The organism is Mycobacterium sp., assembly GCF_029961025.1.
Classification (GTDB): domain Bacteria; phylum Actinomycetota; class Actinomycetes; order Mycobacteriales; family Mycobacteriaceae; genus Mycobacterium.
In genome coordinates this window covers 107,959-125,369 of sequence record NZ_JASBVP010000001.1, presented here as the reverse complement: position 1 = coordinate 125,369, position 17,411 = coordinate 107,959, and the positions used below count along the sequence as shown (strand labels likewise).

The 17,411-nt window shown below is 69.3% G+C and carries 19 protein-coding genes; 11 read left to right on the top strand and 8 right to left on the bottom strand.

Annotated elements, in window-relative coordinates:
* Nucleotides 1–40: 40 nt before the first annotated feature.
* From QJR12_RS00695 to QJR12_RS00685, 3 genes are all read right to left on the bottom strand, one after another.
* Nucleotides 41–904 carry a cyclopropane mycolic acid synthase family methyltransferase gene (locus tag QJR12_RS00695; protein WP_300575096.1) on the bottom strand — a complete coding sequence of 288 codons (864 nt, stop codon included), beginning with the start codon at nucleotides 902–904 and terminating at the stop codon, nucleotides 41–43.
* Between the two features lie 155 nt (nucleotides 905–1,059).
* Complete coding sequence (locus QJR12_RS00690; RefSeq protein WP_300575094.1) at nucleotides 1,060–2,070, bottom strand: prenyltransferase; 1,011 nt, start codon at nucleotides 2,068–2,070, stop codon at nucleotides 1,060–1,062.
* Between the two features lie 12 nt (nucleotides 2,071–2,082).
* On the bottom strand, nucleotides 2,083–2,781 hold the full coding sequence (locus tag QJR12_RS00685) for a TetR/AcrR family transcriptional regulator (RefSeq protein ID WP_300575092.1): 699 nt from the start codon (nucleotides 2,779–2,781) through the stop codon (nucleotides 2,083–2,085).
* Between the two features lie 162 nt (nucleotides 2,782–2,943).
* Here QJR12_RS00685 and QJR12_RS00680 point away from each other — a divergent pair, with 162 nt between their 5' ends.
* From QJR12_RS00680 to deoC, 6 genes are all read left to right on the top strand, one after another.
* Entirely contained in the window at nucleotides 2,944–4,284 is a 1,341-nt protein-coding gene (locus tag QJR12_RS00680; RefSeq protein ID WP_300575166.1) for a DUF445 domain-containing protein, read from the top strand.
* A 96-nt stretch (nucleotides 4,285–4,380) separates the two neighbouring features.
* Nucleotides 4,381–4,776 carry a helix-turn-helix transcriptional regulator gene (locus QJR12_RS00675; RefSeq protein ID WP_300575164.1) on the top strand — a complete coding sequence of 132 codons (396 nt, stop codon included), beginning with the start codon at nucleotides 4,381–4,383 and terminating at the stop codon, nucleotides 4,774–4,776.
* A 78-nt stretch (nucleotides 4,777–4,854) separates the two neighbouring features.
* Nucleotides 4,855–5,466, top strand: coding sequence for a heparin-binding hemagglutinin (locus tag QJR12_RS00670; RefSeq protein WP_300575090.1), 612 nt, complete (start codon nucleotides 4,855–4,857; stop codon nucleotides 5,464–5,466).
* A 101-nt stretch (nucleotides 5,467–5,567) separates the two neighbouring features.
* Nucleotides 5,568–5,858, top strand: coding sequence for a DUF2516 family protein (locus QJR12_RS00665; RefSeq protein WP_300575162.1), 291 nt, complete (start codon nucleotides 5,568–5,570; stop codon nucleotides 5,856–5,858).
* Nucleotides 5,859–5,862: 4 nt separating this feature from the next.
* Nucleotides 5,863–6,303 carry a DUF2599 domain-containing protein gene (locus QJR12_RS00660; RefSeq protein ID WP_300575088.1) on the top strand — a complete coding sequence of 147 codons (441 nt, stop codon included), beginning with the start codon at nucleotides 5,863–5,865 and terminating at the stop codon, nucleotides 6,301–6,303.
* The gene (deoC, locus tag QJR12_RS00655; RefSeq protein WP_300575086.1) at nucleotides 6,300–6,980 is read left to right on the top strand and encodes a deoxyribose-phosphate aldolase; all 681 of its coding nucleotides are present in this window, start codon (nucleotides 6,300–6,302) and stop codon (nucleotides 6,978–6,980) included. Before QJR12_RS00660 ends, deoC begins: the two co-directional genes overlap by 4 nt.
* A gap of 38 nt (nucleotides 6,981–7,018) precedes the next feature.
* Here the strand turns inward: deoC and QJR12_RS00650 are convergent, their stop codons facing one another.
* The 4 genes from QJR12_RS00650 to QJR12_RS00635 all read right to left on the bottom strand — a co-directional run bounded on the left by QJR12_RS00650 (nucleotide 7,019) and on the right by QJR12_RS00635 (nucleotide 10,536).
* On the bottom strand, nucleotides 7,019–7,732 hold the full coding sequence (locus tag QJR12_RS00650; RefSeq protein ID WP_300575084.1) for a DUF2993 domain-containing protein: 714 nt from the start codon (nucleotides 7,730–7,732) through the stop codon (nucleotides 7,019–7,021).
* Nucleotides 7,733–8,225: 493 nt separating this feature from the next.
* Nucleotides 8,226–9,158 carry a DUF2993 domain-containing protein gene (locus QJR12_RS00645; protein WP_300575082.1) on the bottom strand — a complete coding sequence of 311 codons (933 nt, stop codon included), beginning with the start codon at nucleotides 9,156–9,158 and terminating at the stop codon, nucleotides 8,226–8,228.
* Nucleotides 9,155–9,973 carry a carbon-nitrogen hydrolase family protein gene (locus QJR12_RS00640; protein ID WP_300575080.1) on the bottom strand — a complete coding sequence of 273 codons (819 nt, stop codon included), beginning with the start codon at nucleotides 9,971–9,973 and terminating at the stop codon, nucleotides 9,155–9,157. The genes QJR12_RS00645 and QJR12_RS00640 overlap by 4 nt, the downstream gene beginning before the upstream one ends.
* A gap of 50 nt (nucleotides 9,974–10,023) precedes the next feature.
* Nucleotides 10,024–10,536 carry a DUF2505 domain-containing protein gene (locus QJR12_RS00635; protein WP_300575078.1) on the bottom strand — a complete coding sequence of 171 codons (513 nt, stop codon included), beginning with the start codon at nucleotides 10,534–10,536 and terminating at the stop codon, nucleotides 10,024–10,026.
* A gap of 26 nt (nucleotides 10,537–10,562) precedes the next feature.
* On the opposite strand from QJR12_RS00635, the gene QJR12_RS00630 reads away from it, so the two are divergent.
* Both QJR12_RS00630 and QJR12_RS00625 read left to right on the top strand, forming a co-directional pair.
* Complete coding sequence (locus tag QJR12_RS00630; protein WP_300575076.1) at nucleotides 10,563–11,657, top strand: UDP-N-acetylmuramate dehydrogenase; 1,095 nt, start codon at nucleotides 10,563–10,565, stop codon at nucleotides 11,655–11,657.
* 23 nt (nucleotides 11,658–11,680) lie between these two features.
* The gene (locus QJR12_RS00625) at nucleotides 11,681–13,033 is read left to right on the top strand and encodes an Ig-like domain-containing protein (protein ID WP_300575074.1); all 1,353 of its coding nucleotides are present in this window, start codon (nucleotides 11,681–11,683) and stop codon (nucleotides 13,031–13,033) included.
* Here the strand turns inward: QJR12_RS00625 and QJR12_RS00620 are convergent.
* On the bottom strand, nucleotides 13,011–13,763 hold the full coding sequence (locus QJR12_RS00620; RefSeq protein WP_300575072.1) for an SDR family oxidoreductase: 753 nt from the start codon (nucleotides 13,761–13,763) through the stop codon (nucleotides 13,011–13,013). The genes QJR12_RS00625 and QJR12_RS00620 overlap by 23 nt on opposite strands.
* A gap of 179 nt (nucleotides 13,764–13,942) precedes the next feature.
* Here QJR12_RS00620 and QJR12_RS00615 point away from each other — a divergent pair, with 179 nt between their 5' ends.
* The 3 genes from QJR12_RS00615 (at nucleotide 13,943) to QJR12_RS00605 (ending at nucleotide 17,311) form a co-directional block, all read left to right on the top strand.
* Nucleotides 13,943–15,256, top strand: coding sequence for an ROK family protein (locus QJR12_RS00615; protein ID WP_300575070.1), 1,314 nt, complete (start codon nucleotides 13,943–13,945; stop codon nucleotides 15,254–15,256).
* A 50-nt stretch (nucleotides 15,257–15,306) separates the two neighbouring features.
* Nucleotides 15,307–16,668, top strand: coding sequence for a D-inositol-3-phosphate glycosyltransferase (mshA, locus tag QJR12_RS00610; protein WP_300575068.1), 1,362 nt, complete (start codon nucleotides 15,307–15,309; stop codon nucleotides 16,666–16,668).
* A gap of 79 nt (nucleotides 16,669–16,747) precedes the next feature.
* The gene (locus tag QJR12_RS00605; RefSeq protein ID WP_300575066.1) at nucleotides 16,748–17,311 is read left to right on the top strand and encodes a YbjN domain-containing protein; all 564 of its coding nucleotides are present in this window, start codon (nucleotides 16,748–16,750) and stop codon (nucleotides 17,309–17,311) included.
* Nucleotides 17,312–17,411: the final 100 nt, after the last annotated feature.

Here is a 17,411-nt window from a genome sequence, read left to right as displayed (position 1 = left end):
TGTGCCAAGCAACAGATTTCGGAAGTAACTCGGCGGAAGTCTACTTTTGAAGCGTGAATTGCCTGACGTCGGTGTAGCCGTCGCGGAACAGCTGCGCGCAGCCCGTCAGGTAGCGCATATAGCGTTCATAGGTCTCCCCGGATTGCATCCTGAGGGCGTGGTCCTTGTTGGCCTCCAAGTTGGCCGCCCAGGCCTGCAGCGTCCGCGCGTAGTGGGGTTGCAGCGCTTGAACTTGGGTCACGGCGAACCCGCCCGCCACGGCGAGGTCCTCGACCATCGGGCTCGACGGCAGCCAGCCGCCCGGGAATATCTCGGCCAGAATGAACTTGCAGAAGTCGACCAGCTCGCGTGTCAGCGACAGGCCCAGTTTCCTGGCCTCCGCGAAGGTGAGGCGAACGATGGTGTGCAGCAGCATCACCCCGCCGGCCGGCAGGACGTCGTAGGCCATCTTGAAAAAGGCCGGGTAGCGTTGCCGGCCGAAGTGTTCGAACGCGCCGATGGAGACGATACGGTCAACCGGCTCGTGGAATTGTTCCCAGCCTGCCAGCAACACCCGCCTGTCGCAGGAGGTGTCCATCCGGTCGAACATCCGCCGGACGTGGGCGGCCTGGTTTTTCGACAGGGTAAGGCCGACGACGTTGACGCCGTACTTCTCGACGGCCCGTCTCATGGTGGCGCCCCAGCCGCATCCGATGTCCAGCAGCGTCATCCCGGCCCGCAGGTCCAGCTTCCCCAGAGCCAGGTCGATCTTGGCGATTTGCGCTTCTTCCAGGGTCATGTCCGCGCGCTCGAAATAGGCGCAGCTGTAGGTCAGCGTCGGGTCGAGGAAAAGCCGGTAGAAGTCGTCGGAGAGGTCATAGTGGGCCTGCACCTGCCCGAAATATGGAGTGAGTTGTTGGGCCATGGCGACTTGGGCCTTCCTGGGCGTCAGATGCGCCACCCGGTGCCGGGAAGGCCTGACGAAACCCTCCGTGACCGATCCGGATGCATCCGCCGCATGCTAGCTGTCGGGAGTGCTGGCATTGTAATCGCCACCGGCGGGCAGGCAACAGGGCCGGCTCAGATCAGCCGCAGCACGGCCCCGATCGCGAGGCCCGCAACCAGCAGTGCGCCGGCCTGCCGCACATGCACCCAGGCCAGGGCGGCATACCAGAGCGGCCACACCGGGTAGCCGGGCGGCGGCCGCTCGGGCGGCGGGCGGCGGAAATGCGGCCAGATTTTTGCCAGCCGGGGCAACGCCGCGAGAACCAGCACCGCCGGCCACGGCATCGCCCGGGCCAGCACGGCCAGGCCGACCAGCGGGTAGAAGCCGGCCATCAGCGCCAGGGTCACGGCGCGGGCGCGGGTGGCGCCGAGGATCACCGGCAGCGTGCGGATGCCCAGTGGGGCGTCGTAGGGGATTTTGTCGATGTGCTTGCCCATCAGCACCGTGGTGCACAGCAGGCCGTAGGGGAGCGATGCCAGCACAACGTCCGGGCCGACCGCGCCGACCGCGGCGTAGTAGGTCCCGCACACCATCAACGGACCCCACACGACGAAGACATCGGGTTCGCCCAGGCCGCGTTTTTTCAGCCGCAGGGGCGGCGCGGTGTAGGCGACGCTGAGCACGAATCCGCTGAGCGCGAACACCGCCACCGGCCAGCCGCGGGCCGCCGTCAGCACGATCAGGATCGCCAGGTCGGCCAGGTTCACCAGGACAATCGCCCCGACCAACGTCCGGCGGCTGACCAGCCCGGAGAGCACCGGGTGCGGGGCGTAAAGCGCCCGCGGGTAGCCGGCGCTGTCGGTGCCGGCCCGGGTGTCATACAGGTCGTTCATCAGGTTGTTGGCGATGTGCGCGCAGGTGATCCCCACCACGGCCAGCGCCAGCCAGCGCCAGTCCACACCGCGGTGGCCGACCGCGAGCAGGGCGGCGAGCAGGCCCGCGAACAGGGTCAACGGCAGCACCGCGGCGCGCGTGACCACCAGCCAGCGGGTGACGACGTCGATCGGCTGGCCGGGCGGCGGGTTGGTGGTGCGCAGCGCATAACCCCACGACCGCAGCCGGGAGCGGACCGTCAGCTCAGCCATGACCGGCCCGCCTCACTCGCGCGGCGGCACGATCGGCGACGGGTGCGGCTGTTCCCGGAATTTCTCCAGCGACCCGCCGGCCTCGACAATGCCGCAGATTGCGCTCCACGACAGCATGGTCAGATAGTCGATCAGTTCGTCGGCACTCATCCGGGGGTCGGAGATCCACGAGTGGGTGGCCAGCTGCACACCGCCAACGATCATGTACGCCCACGGCTCCACCCCGCCGGTGTCCATGCCGGCTTCCTGCATGCGCCGACGCAGCATCGTCGCCAGCATCCGGGCGATGATGCGCTCGGAATCGGCGATGACTTTGCTTTTGGTCGGCGAGCTGTTGGCCATCACGAACCGGTACGGCTCGGGCTCTTCGGTGACCGTTTCCACGTAGACCCGGATGATCTCGCGGGTCAGCTCGAAACCGTCCAGGTTCGCCGACAGCGCCGCGGCCATGTTGGGGATCAGCGTGGTTTGCGCGAACCGCATCAGCACCGCGGTGGTCAGGTCGTTTTTGTCGACGAAATAGCGGTACAGCACCGTCTTGGAGACCCCGATTTCGGCGGCGATCTCGTCCATGCTCAGGAAGCGGCCGTGTCGGCGGATCGCTTCGATGGTGCCGTCGACCAGCTCATTGCGGCGCTCGACCTTGTGTTTGTGCCAACGCCGCTTGCGACCATCGGTCTTTACTGTCCCAGCCAGGAGATGCTCTGCCACTATCGCGAAATCCCATTCACTTGACTCCTCGATAGTACGGCCCGTTATGCGCCTCGTCCCGGATGGGACGCGGCGCGCTGGGCACCCGGACCCTCGGTCGCGCACGGCGCGCCGGCGGTGGCGGATGATGGTGCCGTGGCCGTTAAAACCGATCCGCCGGCCTTGCTGGCGCCGCCCGCTAGCCGGACGACCGTGCCGGCCGGCCGGCATCGAGCGCCCGCTTCCCTCGCCGAATCGTTTGCCGGGGCGGATCCGGGGGCCGACGCCGAGCGGTCCCGGACGCTGCGCAAGATGAAAGCGGTGGCGCTGGGCTTCCTGGTCGGCGCCAGCGCGCTGTTTCTCGGTTGCCGATGGCTGCAAGCCGAAGGCCCGGCTTTTTCCTGGGCGGGTTACCTGGGCGCCGCCGCGGAAGCGGGCATGGTCGGTGCGCTCGCGGACTGGTTTGCGGTCACCGCGCTGTTCAAGCACCCCCTGGGCCTGCCGATCCCGCACACCGCGATCATCAAGCGTAAAAAAGACCAGCTCGGTGCGGGCCTGGGAACTTTTGTCCGGGAGAACTTCCTCTCGCCACCGGTGGTGGGGACCAAGCTGCGGGACGCGCAGATCGCCGAGAGGCTGGGCCGGTGGCTCTCCGATACCCGGCATGCGCACCGGGTTGCCGCCGAGGCCGCGACGGTGTTGCGGGTGCTGGTGGGCCTGCTGCCCGACGAGGATGTCCAGCAGGTGATCGACCGCACCATCATCAAGCGGCTCGCCGAACCGCCGTGGGGCCCCCCGGTGGGGCGGGTATTGGCCACCGTGCTGGCCGAGAATCGCCAGGAGGCCCTGATCCAGTTGCTCGCGGACCGGGCTTTTCAGTGGTCCCTGAACGCCGGCGAGGTGATCCAGAAGGTGGTGGAACGCGACTCCCCGAGCTGGTCGCCGCGCTTCATCGACCATCTCGTCGGCGACCGCATCCACCGGGAGCTGATGGACTTCACCGACAAGGTGCGTCGCGACCCCGGCCACGAACTGCGTCGCTCGGCGACGCGCTTTCTGTGTGAATTCGCCACCGACCTGCAGCACGATCCGGCCACCATCGCCCGCGCCGAGCGCGTGAAAGACCAGCTGATGGCCCGCGACGAGATCACCACCGCCGCCGCCACCGCGTGGACGACCCTCAAACGGCTGGTGATCGAGGGTGTGGACGACCCCTCCAGCACGTTGCGCGCCCGTATCGCCGACACCGTGATCCGCGTGGGCGAGTCACTTCGCGCTGACGCCGAGCTCCGGGAAAAGACCGACGCTTGGATCGTCCGGGCCACCCAGCATCTGGTCGCGCACTACGGGTCGGAGATCACCACGATCATCACCGACACGATCGAGCGCTGGGATGCCCGGGAGGCCAGCCGGCGCATCGAACTGCACGTCGGTCGTGATCTGCAGTTCATTCGGATCAACGGCACCGTGGTGGGCGCGCTGGCCGGGCTGGTGATCTACACGGTCGCGCAGGCACTGTTCTGAGCTGCGCTAACTACTGCTTGCAAAAGTTAGCATCTGGCCGTACTCTGGTTCGCGTCAGCACCGACAATTCAGGCAGCCAGGGGGTCGCCGATGCCAATGCCGCAAGAGGACAAGCTGGCCGCCGTGGTGTCCAGCGCGGCATCCGACATCGGCAGCTTTATCAGGGCGCAACGTGAAGCCGCGCAGGTGTCGGTGCGGCAACTGGCCGAAAAGGCCGGTGTCAGCAACCCGTATCTCTCCCAGATCGAGCGCGGGCTGCGTAAACCCTCCGCCGAGGTGCTCAACCAGATCGCCAAGGCGCTGAGGGTGTCTGCCGAGGTCCTCTACGTGCGGGCCGGGATCCTCGAGCCCGGCGAGCGCAGCCAGGTGCGTGACGCCATCGTCGCCGACACGGCGATCACCGAGCGGCAGAAGCAGGTTCTGCTGGACGTCTACGCCTCGTTCGTGCAGCAAAACCAATCCGCCAGAGGTGACGGGACGGCCCCTGCCTGAGCCCCGTCCGATGCGGTCCGTGACGCGAGCACACCCCGGCAGCCGACAACGAAAATCCGCTACGAAAGGATCGACACCATGCCCGAAACCCCGACTATCGACGACCTGAGGGCCCCGTTGCTGGCCGCGCTGGGCGCCGCCGACCTGGCGTTGGCCACCGTCAACGAACTGCTGGCCGAGCTCCGCGAACGTCTGGAGGAGACCCGCACCGACACCCGCGGCCGGGTCGAGGAGAGCCGGGCCCGGCTGACCAAGCTGCGCGAGGATCTGCCCGAGCAGCTGCGCGAGCAGTTGCGCGAGCTGCGCCAGCGGTTCACCGCGGAGGAATTGCGCGAGGCTGCCGATGGCTACCTGGAGGCCGCGACCACCCGTTATAACGAGCTGGTGGAGCGCGGCGAGGCCGCCCTGGAGCGGCTGCGCAGCCAAGCGGGCTTGGAAGACGTGTCGGCGCGCGCCGAGAGCTACGTCGAGCAGGCGGTCGAGCTAACCCAGGAAGCGCTGGGCACGGTCGCGTCGCAGACCCGTGCGGTCGGTGAGCGCGCCGCCAAGCTGGTCGGCATCGAGCTGCCCAAGGAAACGGCCGCAAAGAGCAGCCCGGCTAACCCGGCTAAAAAGACGGCAGCCGCCAAGGCCCCGGCCAAAAAGGCGCCCGCGAAGAAGACCCCGGCCAAGAAGGTCACCGAAAAATAAGCGACTTCTCGCTCCACTCTCCTGCACCGCTGCACGCCGGGTTGTCCTTCGGCACCTCGGAGTCGACGCCGGAGGTGGCGCCCGCCTAGGCTTACAGCGTGATGCTTCAAGGCTTGGCGGGTGATGTCCTGCTCATCGTTCAGATCGCCGTCCTACTGACGTCGGTGTATGCGCTCGTGCACGCGGCGCTGCAGCGCGCGGATGCCTACACCGCCGCCGAGAAGTTGACCAAGCCGCTGTGGTTGCTGATCCTTGGCGGCGGCGTGGCGATGGCCTCTGTCTTGAGTTACGTTTTCGGTGTGCTCGGCGTGGTGATCGCCGCCTGCGCAGCGGGGGTTTACTTAGTCGACGTGCGGCCCAAACTCCTTGAGATTCAAGGCAAGTCGCACTGAGGGCATGCGACGGAGCAGGCGAGCCCTGGTGCTGATGCCGCTGGGGGCGATCACCGCCGCGCTGGCTGTCGCCGTGGCATCCGCGGACCCGGGCGCCGAGGAGTCGACGACACCCTCACCCCCTTTCGTGGACCACGTTGAGTGGGTGCACTCGGGCCGTTCGGCCAGCCTGCGGGTCTATCCGACGCCGGCCGGCCGGACGGCGGCCAGGCAGCCGGGGACAGCCGCCGAAGCCGACGAGGCCTGGGCCGAGGTGCTCACCGTTGCGCCCGATGCCGGCACGCCGGGCATGCGCGAGCAATTCATCTGCCACTGGCAGCTCGCCGAGCTTGTGCAACCCGGCAAGTCTAGCTGGAACCTCGAGCCCTGGCGGCCGGTCGTCGACGATGCCGCGATGATCGCTTCGGGCTGCAACCCCGGCGGCGGGCCGGAGCCCTTCTCGTGACCCATCGACCATCCCGGGAGCAACTGGCGGCGCTGATCGACCACACCCTGCTCACACCGGAGGCCACGGCCGCCGACGTGGCGGCCGTGGCTGTCGAAGCCGCCGAACTTCGGGTGCACGCGGTGTGCGTCGCCCCCCCAATGGTTCCGATCGCCGCGGCAGCCGCCGCCGCGGGAGTGCGGATCGCCGCGGTGGCGGGTTTCCCCTCGGGCAAACACGCAGCCGCGGTCAAGGCGCACGAAGCCGCGCTGGCCGTCGCCGCCGGTGCCAGCGAGATCGACATGGTCATCGACGTGGGCGCCGCGCTGGCCGAAGACCTCGACGCGGTGCGGTCGGACATCGCCACGGTCCGCGCCGCGGTGCCCACGGCGGTGCTCAAGGTGATCGTGGAGTCCGCCCTGCTGCTCAGCCGGGCCGACGAGGGCACGCTGAGCGCGGTGTGCCGGGTCGCCGAAGACGCCGGCGCGGACTTCGTCAAGACCTCAACCGGGTTTCATCCGGCGGGCGGGGCGTCGGTGCGTGCCGTCGCGGTGATGGCCGAAGCCGTCGGTGGGCGGCTCGGGGTCAAGGCCAGCGGCGGCATCCGCAGCGCGGCCGACGCTCTCGCGATGCTCGACGCGGGCGCCACACGCCTGGGGCTTTCCGCCACCCGCGCCGTGCTCGCCGGGCTGGCCTGACAGCGGGCTGGCCGCGAGCCGCGGTTCCCGCGCCCCGTTCAGAGGCCGGCGAAACACGGGTTCTTGCCGCCGCCGCCCGAGGGGATGGTGGCGTTGCTGGTCGAAAACGTGGCCACCACCCCGGTAGCGGTGACCTGCACGCTGTCGGCGTGGATGCCCAGTGGGTAGTTCCGGGTCGCCTTAGAGGTCAGGTCGTCGAGGTTTTTTTGCACCGTGTCCGTCGATAGCTTGCTGCCCAGCGCGGTCAGGCTGATCACTTGCAGCGACAGGCCGTTGTTGACAATCTGCGGCTTGACCGTCGCCTTGTCCAGCAGACCCTGCAACTGGATGGTTCCCTCACCCGGGTTGGTGGTGACCTGGCTGGTGACGAAGCTGCCCAGCACCGGGATGGCGTCCTGGATCGACTGCTTGATGCCTTCCGCTGACCAGGTGATGGTGCCGGTGAGCGCTCCGATCGTGCCCTTGGAGCCGGTCGCGTTATGCAGCCGGACGTTACGGATGTCGATGCTGATCGCCATGCGTTTGGCGTCGCGGATCTGATTCCCGGCGGTCTGGATGGCGATGTCGGGATAGTGGCGGGTGAAGTACTGCCACAGCAGTGGCGGCGGAAAGGCAAACGACACGTGGGCGCTGTCTTGCACCTCGCACTGCACCGCGCGGGCCACTTTGGCGTCCGCGAGGTTGCGGACATACAGTTCGGCGCCGATCAGGCCAGCCACGACGGAGAGCACCACAATCACCAGGACCAACACCAGGGACAGCCCGCTGCCCGCGAAGTGACGCTTGGCTTTCGCGGGTGACCGGGTGGACGGTGGCCGGGTGGACAGTCGCGTCGTGGCCGGGTCCGGCGGGGTGGGAGCCCGGCCGGACGGCCCCGGGGGCGGGGAGGCCGGCCGTTGCCCCGGGGGCGGGGAGGCCGGTCGTTGCCCCGGAGGCGGCGAGCCGGTCCGCTGCCCCGGCGGATAGCCAGTTTGCCGGGCAGGCGGCGGGCCGGCCTGCGGGCGCGGCGGCCCGGCAGGGGGTTGCGGGCCGCGATCACCTCGCGGTCCGCCGGGACGCATCCGCGTGGTCGGGGACTCCGACGGCCGTTCGGGCCGGCGCGGCCGACCCTGGCCGGGGCGAGCCCATTTCGAGGGGTCGTGGGGCGACGGGCCCTGCGGAGTCGTCATCTGCGCGATTCTGCCTCATGAAGCCGGCGTCGAGACCGTGGGGTCGTCGCTGGTCGCGGAGCCACCGCGTCCGGTCTCACAGTTTGGCGAAGCAGGGATCTTGGCTCTGCGCGGGGATGGTCGCGTTGCGGCTGGAGAAATGGCCCACCACGCCGGTAGCGGTGACCTGAACGCTGTCCGGGTGAATTCCGAGGGGAAATCTGCTCATCAGCTGGCCGGTGAAGGTGTCCAGGGCGGGTTGCACGCTCTCCCGGGGGAACGGCATGCCCAACCCGTTGAGGTCCACCACCTGCAGCACCAGCCGGTCGTCGATGACCTGCGGCCGGACGGTGACACTGCCCAGCCCCAGTGGGCCTTTCAGCTCGATGGTGCCGTTGCCGGGGTTGGTGGTGACGCTGCTGACCAGCTGCCCGACCACCGGAAGCGTGTCCTGCACGGTCTCCTTGATGCCCTGCGCCGACCAGGTGAGGGTGGCGTCCAGGGCGCCGATCGTGCCCTTCGAGGTGGCGGTGCCGTGCAGGTCGACGTCGTAGATGTGCACGTCTGCCGCCATGCCCTTGGCTTCCTTGATCTGGTTGCCCGCGGTCTTGATGGCGATGTCGGTGTAGTGGCCGGTGAGGTGTTGCCACAGGAACGGCGGCAGCGGGCCGAAGGCCACACTGACCTTGTCGCGGGTGACGCACTGCGCCGCCTGGGCCACCTTGTTGTCGGCGATGTGCTGGGCGTATAGATCGGCACCGATCAGTGCGGCGACGGAGAGGGCCACTGCGGTGATGAGGATCAGCACGACGGACAGCGGGTCGCGCAGGAGACGGCGTTTGGTCTTCACCGGGGCGTCTTTCGGTGGCGGCCGGCCCGGGAGCGCCACGCCGACGGGCTGCTGCGGGCCCGCCGACCTGCCGGGCGGAGGCGGTGGTTCGGCTGGCGATGCGGGTTGCGGTGCCGGCTGGCCGCCGGGGCGTGCCCACACCGTCGGGTCGTCGGCAGGGGGGCCGGGCGGGGTGGTCATCCGCGCGATTCTGCCTTATCGGCGCGGGCGAAGTCGCGCCGGTTGCGCAGCACCGCGATGGTGTCGCGGGCGGCGGTGACGGTGTCGACGTCGATCTCGGCGACCACCAGCTGCGGATCGGCCCCGGCTGATGCCACCACCTGGCCGAACGGCGAGACCACCAGGCTGGCGCCGACCCCGGTGGGCGCGGTGGAGGCCGGCAGGCTGTCGCCGGGGTCGGCCTGGCCCGCCGCGGCGATGTAGCTCGTCGAGTCCAGGGCCCGGGCGCGCGCCAGCAGCGTCCACTGTTCCAGCTTGCCCGGCCCGCCGGCCCAGGAGGCGCAGATCACGATCAGCTGGGCCCCGCGGCGGGCCAGCTCGATGTACAGCTCCGGGAAGCGGATGTCATAGCAGATCGTCAAGCCCACCCCGAGGTCGTCGACCGGGACCACCACCGGCTCGCGGCCGGGAGCGACGGTGCGTGATTCGGCGAAACCAAACGCGTCGTAGAGATGGATCTTGTGGTAGTGAGCGTCGATGCCGGCTCCGGTCGCGATCAGCGTGTTGGTCACCCGTCGGTCGCCGGCGGGGGTGAACATCCCGGCAATCACGGTGATCCCGGTTTCGGCGGCGATTTGGCGCACCCCGTTGGCCCAGGGCCCGTCGAGGGGCTCGGCGATCGGGGCCAACGGAACACCGAACCGGCACATCGTCGCCTCCGGGAACACCACCAGCTGCGCTCCCGCGTCGGCGGCCCGGCCGGCGTAGTCGCGCAGCTGGCCCAGGTTCGCCGCCGGGTCGGTGCCGCTGAGGATTTGCGCCAACGCAATCCGCATGGCCTCAGCCTAAAGGCGCCGCTAGCGGGCGCGGATCCGGCGCGGCCGGGTCAGGCGTTCTCGGCGATCCAGGTGGTGGTGAAGCGCTGCTCGGCGATCAGCAGCTCGACCAGCTGACTGCCGATCAAGTTCTCGATCCTGCCTCCGATAAGTGGCACCCGAACCTCGACCGTGGCCCGAAACGTCAGCCGGGCACCACCGGAATCGCCGACCGGTGCTAGCACCCCGGTCCCGGTAAGGCCCACCGGGAGGTTCGGGATGGAACCGAGAACGGTGGCGTTAGCGACGCCGTCGACGACCGGGCCCCACTTCTCGTCGCGCCGGATCCGCAGATCGCCGCGATGCAACTGGGTGACCAAAGCGGGAAGCCGGTCACCGCGCAGCACCTGCACGGTGACCACGTCGATGCTGCCGTCGCTCCCGACCCGCATCGACTCCAGCGCCGCCTCATCGGCCCCGGAATTGGCCAGGCGGGCCAGCCAGTAGCCCTCGTCACCGAAAGCACGATGAACCTGTTCGACGGTGCCCCCGTAGTCGGTGGACATGTCGAATGAACGCGGCATAGCAGGTCAGGCTACCGTTACGGCTCATGAGGCAGGGCGGCGCGGGAACGTTGTTCGCCGGGGCGCATATCGCCGAGAATGTGCCGCTGGCCCCCCTGACCACGTTGCGGATCGGCCCTACGGCGCGGCGTGTCATCACCTGCACCACCACCGAACAGGCGGTCGCGGTGTTGCGCCGCCTGGACGCCGAGCGCTGCCAACCGCTGCTGGTGATGGCCGGCGGCTCCAACGTGGTGATCTCCGAAACCCTGACCGACCTGACCGTGGTGCGGCTGGCCAACGACAGCATCAGCATCGACGGCAACATCTTGCGCGCGGAGGCCGGTGCGGTGTGGGACGACGTCGTGGTCGCCGCCGTCGAACACGGACTCGGGGGACTGGAATGCCTGTCCGGCATCCCCGGTTCGGCCGGTGCCACCCCTGTGCAGAACGTGGGTGCCTACGGCGTGGAGGTGGCCGACGTCATCACCGGGGTCCGGCTGCTGGACCGGCGCAGCGGTGAGCTGCGCTGGGCATCGCCGTCCGAGTTGGGCTTCGGCTACCGCACCAGCGTGCTCAAGCCCGTCGGCGGTGACGGGCTGCGGGTGCCCATCGTGGTCGTGGAGGTGGAGTTCACGCTGGATGCGTCCGGCCGCAGCGCGCCGCTGCGCTATCACGAGCTGGTCACCGCGCTGCACGCGACGGCCGGTCAACGCGCCGACCCGGCCACCGTCCGGCGGGCGGTGCTGGCCCTGCGGGCGCGCAAGGGCATGGTGCTCGACACGGCCGACCACGACACCTGGAGCGTCGGGTCGTTTTTCATCAATCCGGTCGTCGCGCCGGCCGTGTACCGGCGCCTGGTGGAGCGGGCCGGCGCCCCGGTACCGCACTGGCCGGCGCCGGGCGGCGTCAAACTCGCGGCCGGCTGGCTGGTGGAGCGGGCCGGCTTCGGCAAAGGCTACCCGGGCACCGGCAGCGCCCCCTGCCGGCTGTCCACCAAGCATGCGCTGGCCCTGACGAACCGCGGTGGGGCCACCGCCGCCGACGTGGTGGCCCTGGCTCGCACCGTGCGCGACGGGGTGCGCGATGTGTTTGGAATCACCCTGGAACCCGAACCCGTGCTGGTGGGCTGCGTGTTGTAGCCGTTGCTTTCGGGGGCGGGGCGTTGGGCCCGGTATCTTTATCTGTCGTGAACACAGCCGGTGGCCCGACGCCGATCTGCCGGCGCCGGGCCTTGTCTGCGCTGGCGGTGGGGGTGTTCGCACCGAACGTGCTGGCCGGGTGTTTCAGCAGACCCAGCAAACACGCGGAGACACCGCCGCCACCACCGGTGCCGACGGTGACGTTCCGGCCGGCGCTCGGCACTCCCGCCGCGGCGAACGTGGCACCCACCGCGCCGGTCGGTGTCGAGGTCAAAAACGGCGTCTTCGCGCAGGTGGCCTTGACGAATCCGCACGGCAAGGTGGTGGCCGGGGCGTTCAACCGGGATCGCACCGCCTACACGATCACCGAACCGCTGGGTTATGGTGTCGCCTACACCTGGAGCGGTGCGGCGATCGGCCGCGACGGCAGGGCGGTTCCGGTCGCCGGCCGGTTCACCACCCTGACACCCAAAAAGGTGATCAACGGGCGGTTTCAGCTCGCCGACGGCCAGACCGTGGGAGTGGCGGCGCCGATCATCATCCAGTTCGACTCGCCGATCACCGACAAGGCCGCCGTCGAACGGGCGCTCATTGTCACCACCGACCCGCCCGTCGAAGGCAGCTGGGCATGGCTGCCCGATGAGGCGCAGGGCTCGCGGGTGCACTGGCGGACCCGCGACTACTACCCGGCGGGCACCACGGTCACCGTCGACGCCAAGCTCTACGGGGTGGCGTTCGGCGACGGCGCCTACGGCAAGCAGGACATCAGCCTGAACTTCCAGGTCGGCCGCCGCCAGGTGGTCAAGGCCGAGGTCACCTCGCACCGCATCCAGGTGATTCGCGACGAGGGGGTGATCATGGACTTTCCCTGCAGCTACGGCGAGGCCGACAAGCCGCGCAACGTCACCCGCAACGGGATCCACGTGGTCAGCGAGAAATACGCCGACTTTTACATGTCCAACCCGGCCGCCGGTTACAGCAACATCCACGAGCGCTGGGCGGTGCGGATCTCCAACAACGGCGAATTCATCCACGCCAACCCGGCCAGCGCCGGCGCGCAGGGCAATACCAACGTCACCAACGGCTGCATCAACCTGTCCACGGCCGACGCCGAGCAGTACTACAACAGCGCCCTCTACGGCGATCCCGTGGAGGTGACCGGCAGCTCGATCCAGCTGTCCGCCGCCGATGGGGATATCTGGGACTGGGCGGTGGACTGGGACACCTGGAAGTCGATGTCGGCACTGGCGGGCCAGGGACCCAAGCCCGGCAAGCCCATCCCGGTCACCGCGCCCGTCGGCCCTTCCGGCGCGGCCGCGGTGCCGGACGCACCCACCGCCCCGTCCGGCACGGCTAGCGCGCGACCCGGCGGGTAGCCGATGCCTGGTCGCGCGGCCGGATGACGATCTGGTCCAGGTTGACGTGGGACGGGCGGCTGGCCACGAATCCGATCACCTCGGCGATATCGGCGGCCACCAGCGGGGTCATGCCCTCATACACCGCCTCGGCTCGCCTCCGGTCGCCGTCGAAGCGCACCAGGGAGAACTCGGTCTGCACCATGCCAGGTGCAATCTCGGTGAGCCGCACGGGTTTTCCCAACAACTCACCACGCAGGGTGCGGTGTAACGCGCTTTGCGCGTGCTTGGCCGACGTGTAACCCGAACCGCCGTCGTAGATCTCGAACGCCGCAATCGAGGTGATCGTCACGATCAGCCCGTCGCCCGAGGCGATCAACTTGGGCAACAACGCCCGGGTGACCCGCAGCGTGCCCAGCACATTGGTCTCCCACATCCAGCGCCAATGGTCCAGGTCTGCCTCGGCGACCGGTTCCAGCCCCTTGGCACCCCCGGCGTTGTTGACCAGCACGTCGACTCGGCTCAATCCGCTCGCCAGTGCTTCCACAGCGGCGCCGTCGGTGACATCGGCCGCCACGGCGGTTCCGCCGATCTCATCGGCCAACGCCGCGATCCGGTCCGCCCGGCGCGCCACCGCGACTACGTGAAAACCTTGCGCGGCAAGGGTTCTCGCGGTCGCTTCACCAATGCCCGCACTGGCGCCGGTGACCACCGCGACGCGTTCGTGCGGTTGCGGTGATGGCGTGCTCATCTCACCAACTCTAGCTTTGCGTGCTAGATTCCCTCGTGTGTACCTGAGCGCCTTGCTCGGCCTGTGTCCGATCGCGGACCGCGGGTGTTGTTGCCGCGCGGTCTGCCCCGCCTGAGCTCACCCCACGCCGGGGTGGCCGGGCCCGCCGTCGGAACCCAGGGACTCGGACAAGGACACCCATGCGCTCAACCACTCTCACCAACCACCCGACCCATCGTGCCCCGGGAGGCCCGCGACGAGGGCGGTCGCATCACCGGGTCGTTGCGCCGTCGCTGCATCTGTCGGACGCCGCCGCGGCGGCGGTCTTCCGGGCCGTGCGGCTCCACGGCCCCGTTGGCCGCGACGTCATCAGCGATGTCACGTCGCTGAGCGCCGCGACGGTGAACCGGCAGGTCAACGCGCTGCTTGAGGCCGGGCTGCTGCGTGAGCGCGCCGACCTTGCGGTCGCCGGGGCGATCGGGCGTCCACGGGTGCCCGTCGAGGTCAATCACGAACCGTTCCTGACGCTGGGCCTGCACGTCGGGGCGCGAAGCACCCGCATCGTGGCCACCGACTTGTTCGGCCGCGCGCTGGACGCGGTGGAGGCACCGACCCCGCGCGGCGCCCAAGGGCCCGCGTTGGCCTCGCTGGCCGACACCGCGCGCCGATACCTGCAACGCTGGCATCGCCGCCGACCGCTGTGGGTGGGGGTCGCGGTCGGCGGAGTGGTTCACGGCGCCAGCGGCCACATCGATCATCCCCGGCTGGGCTGGCGTCAGGCACCCGTCGGTCCGGTGCTGGCCGACGCGCTGGGCCTGCCGGTGTCGGTGGCGTCGGCGGTGCACGCCATGGCCGGGGCGGAGTTGCAGCTCGGCATCCGCCGGTTCGCGTCGAGCCCGTCGAGCAGTCTTTATGTCTACGCGCGGGAAACCGTGGGCTATGCCCTGGTGATTGACGGTAGGGTACACAGCCCGGCCGGCGGCCCGGGCACCATAGCCGCCCTGCCCGCGCCTTCCGAGCTGCTGGGCGGTTCCGGGCAACTGGAGTCCACCGTCAGCGACGAGGCGGTGCTGGCCGCGGCGCGGCGACTTCGTATCCTGCCCGAGGTCGCCACACCTGGGCCGGGGCCGGCCATTGCCGAGGTGTTGCGGGTCGCCCGTAGCGGCAACCAGCTGGCCAAAGACCTGCTGGCGGAACGGGCCCGGGTGCTCGGTGAAGCGATTGCGCTGCTGCGTGACCTGCTCAATCCCGAGGATTTGGTGGTTGGCGGCCAGGCGTTCACCGAATACCCGGAAGGGCTGGTGCAGGTGAAAGCCGCGTTCGCCGCGCGTTCCGTGCTGCCGCCGCAGGAGATCCGGGTGACTGTCTTCGGCAATCGGGTGCAGGAGGCGGGTGCGGGGATCGTGTCCCTGGATGGGCTCTACGCCGATCCGCTGGGGGCGATGCGGCGCGCCAGAGCCCTCGGGTCACCGGGGCGGGCGCTGGGGCGCGCGGCGCGGGGATCGTCGAGGTGACGTGAGCATGTCGGCGACGCTGCGAAGCGCCCTGCCAAGATGGCGGTGTGGTGCCTACCGACGTTTTCCGCTCTGACGTTCGCGGGCTCGATGCGGCCGGGGTGCGCGATCCGGGCCGGGTGGCGGTGTTGTCGGTGCACACGTCACCGCTGGCCCAGCCGGGCGTCGGCGACGCCGGCGGCATGAACGTCTACGTGTTGCAGACCGCGCTGCACCTGGCACGACGGGGCATCGAGGTGGAGATCTTCACCCGGGCCACCGCATCGACCGATCCGCCGATCGTGCCGGTGGCGCCCGGGGTGCTGGTGCGCAACGTGGACGCCGGTCCTTTCGAAGGGCTCGACAAATACGACCTGCCCGCCCAACTGTGCGCGTTCGCAGCGGGGGTGTTGCGGGCCGAAGCCGGTCACGAGGCCGGCTATTACGACATCGTGCACTCGCACTACTGGCTGTCCGGTCGGGTCGGCTGGCTGGCCCGGGACCGCTGGGCCGTGCCGCTGGTGCACACCGCGCACACCCTGGCGGCGGTGAAAAACGCGGCACTGGCCGACGGGGACATCCCCGAGCCGGTGCTGCGCACGGTCGGTGAGCAACAGGTCGTCGACGAGGCGGACCGGCTGATCGCCAACACCGAGGAGGAAGCCGGGCAACTGGTTTCGCTGCTCAGCGCCGATCCCGCCAGGATCGACGTGGCCCACCCCGGCGTCGACCTCGAGGTGTTTCATCCCGGGGACCGCCGTGCCGCCCGGGCAGCGTTGGGCCTGCCGACGGATCGGCAGGTGGTGGTCTTCGTCGGGCGCATCCAGCCGCTGAAGGCACCCGACCTGGTGCTGCGGGCGGCCGCCAGACTCAGACGGGTGCACATCGTGGTGGCCGGTGGACCGTCGGGCAGCGGTCGCGCGGCCCCGGACGGACTGGTCCGGCTGGCCGACGAACTCGGTATCAGCGCGCGGGTGACATTCCTGCCGCCGCAATCTCGAGAGGATCTCGCCACCCTGTTCCGGGCCGCCGACCTGGTCGCCGTGCCCAGCTATTCGGAGTCGTTCGGCCTGGTGGCGGTGGAGGCGCAAGCGTGCGGCACGCCGGTGGTTGCGGCCGCGGTGGGCGGGCTGCCGGTGGTCGTGCGCGACGGGGTCAGCGGCATGCTGGTGTCCGGCCATGACGTCGACCGGTGGGCGGATGCCATCGAGGAGTTGCTGCGGCTCTGCTGCGGGCCGCGAGGATGGGCGATGAGCCGCTCGGCGGCCGCGCACGCCGCGGCGTTCTCCTGGGACAACACCGTCGATGCGTTGCTGGTCAGCTACCGGCGCGCGATCGCTGATTTCACCGTCCGAAACCGCCGCCGGGTGCGCGACCCGGCATCGGCACGAAAACCCCGGCGCTGGACGGTGCACCAGGAGGTCCGGGCGTGATGAGTTGCGCCGTCGAGGATGATTCCGACGGGGCCGGGATCGTGGGGGCACCGCCCGGTTGCGGGGGAGAGTGGCGCCGATGAGTTCAGCTGTACAGCGGGTTATCGAGGAAGCGCTGCAGGCCAGTCAGCTGGCTTACACGCGCCACCGGGGCGCCCACGGGGGGCCACCGGGATTGATCGTGGAGTTGCCCGGGGAACGCAAGCTCAAAACCAACACCATTCTGAGTATCGGCGAGCACGCGGTACGCATCGAGGCGTTCGTGTGTCGCAAGCCCGACGAGAACCACGAAGGCGTTTACCGGTTTCTGCTCAACCGCAACCGCCGTCTTTACGGCGTCGCCTACACGCTGGACAATGTCGGCGACATCTATCTGGTGGGCCGCATGTCGTTGGCCTCGGTCACCGCCGGCGAGATCGACCGGGTGCTCGGTCAAGTGCTGGAAGCGGTGGACTCGGATTTCAACACGTTGCTGGAGTTGGGTTTTCGCTCCTCGATCCGAAAGGAGTGGGAGTGGCGGGTGTCACGGGGCACCTCGCTGAAGAACCTTCAGGCGTTCGCTCACCTGATCGACGACGAGGAACGTTCGGCGACGATGCGGGCCGCGAAGCGGCCCGAGGAGGGGGCCGGCGATCAGATTTGAGCGATTTGTGCTTGGCCGGCGATAGGAGTGCTTGCGGCTGTTCGCAGCGTCGGACCGACCCGGCCTAGTGAACGCTGCGACCGCCACACCGCAGCGGGTC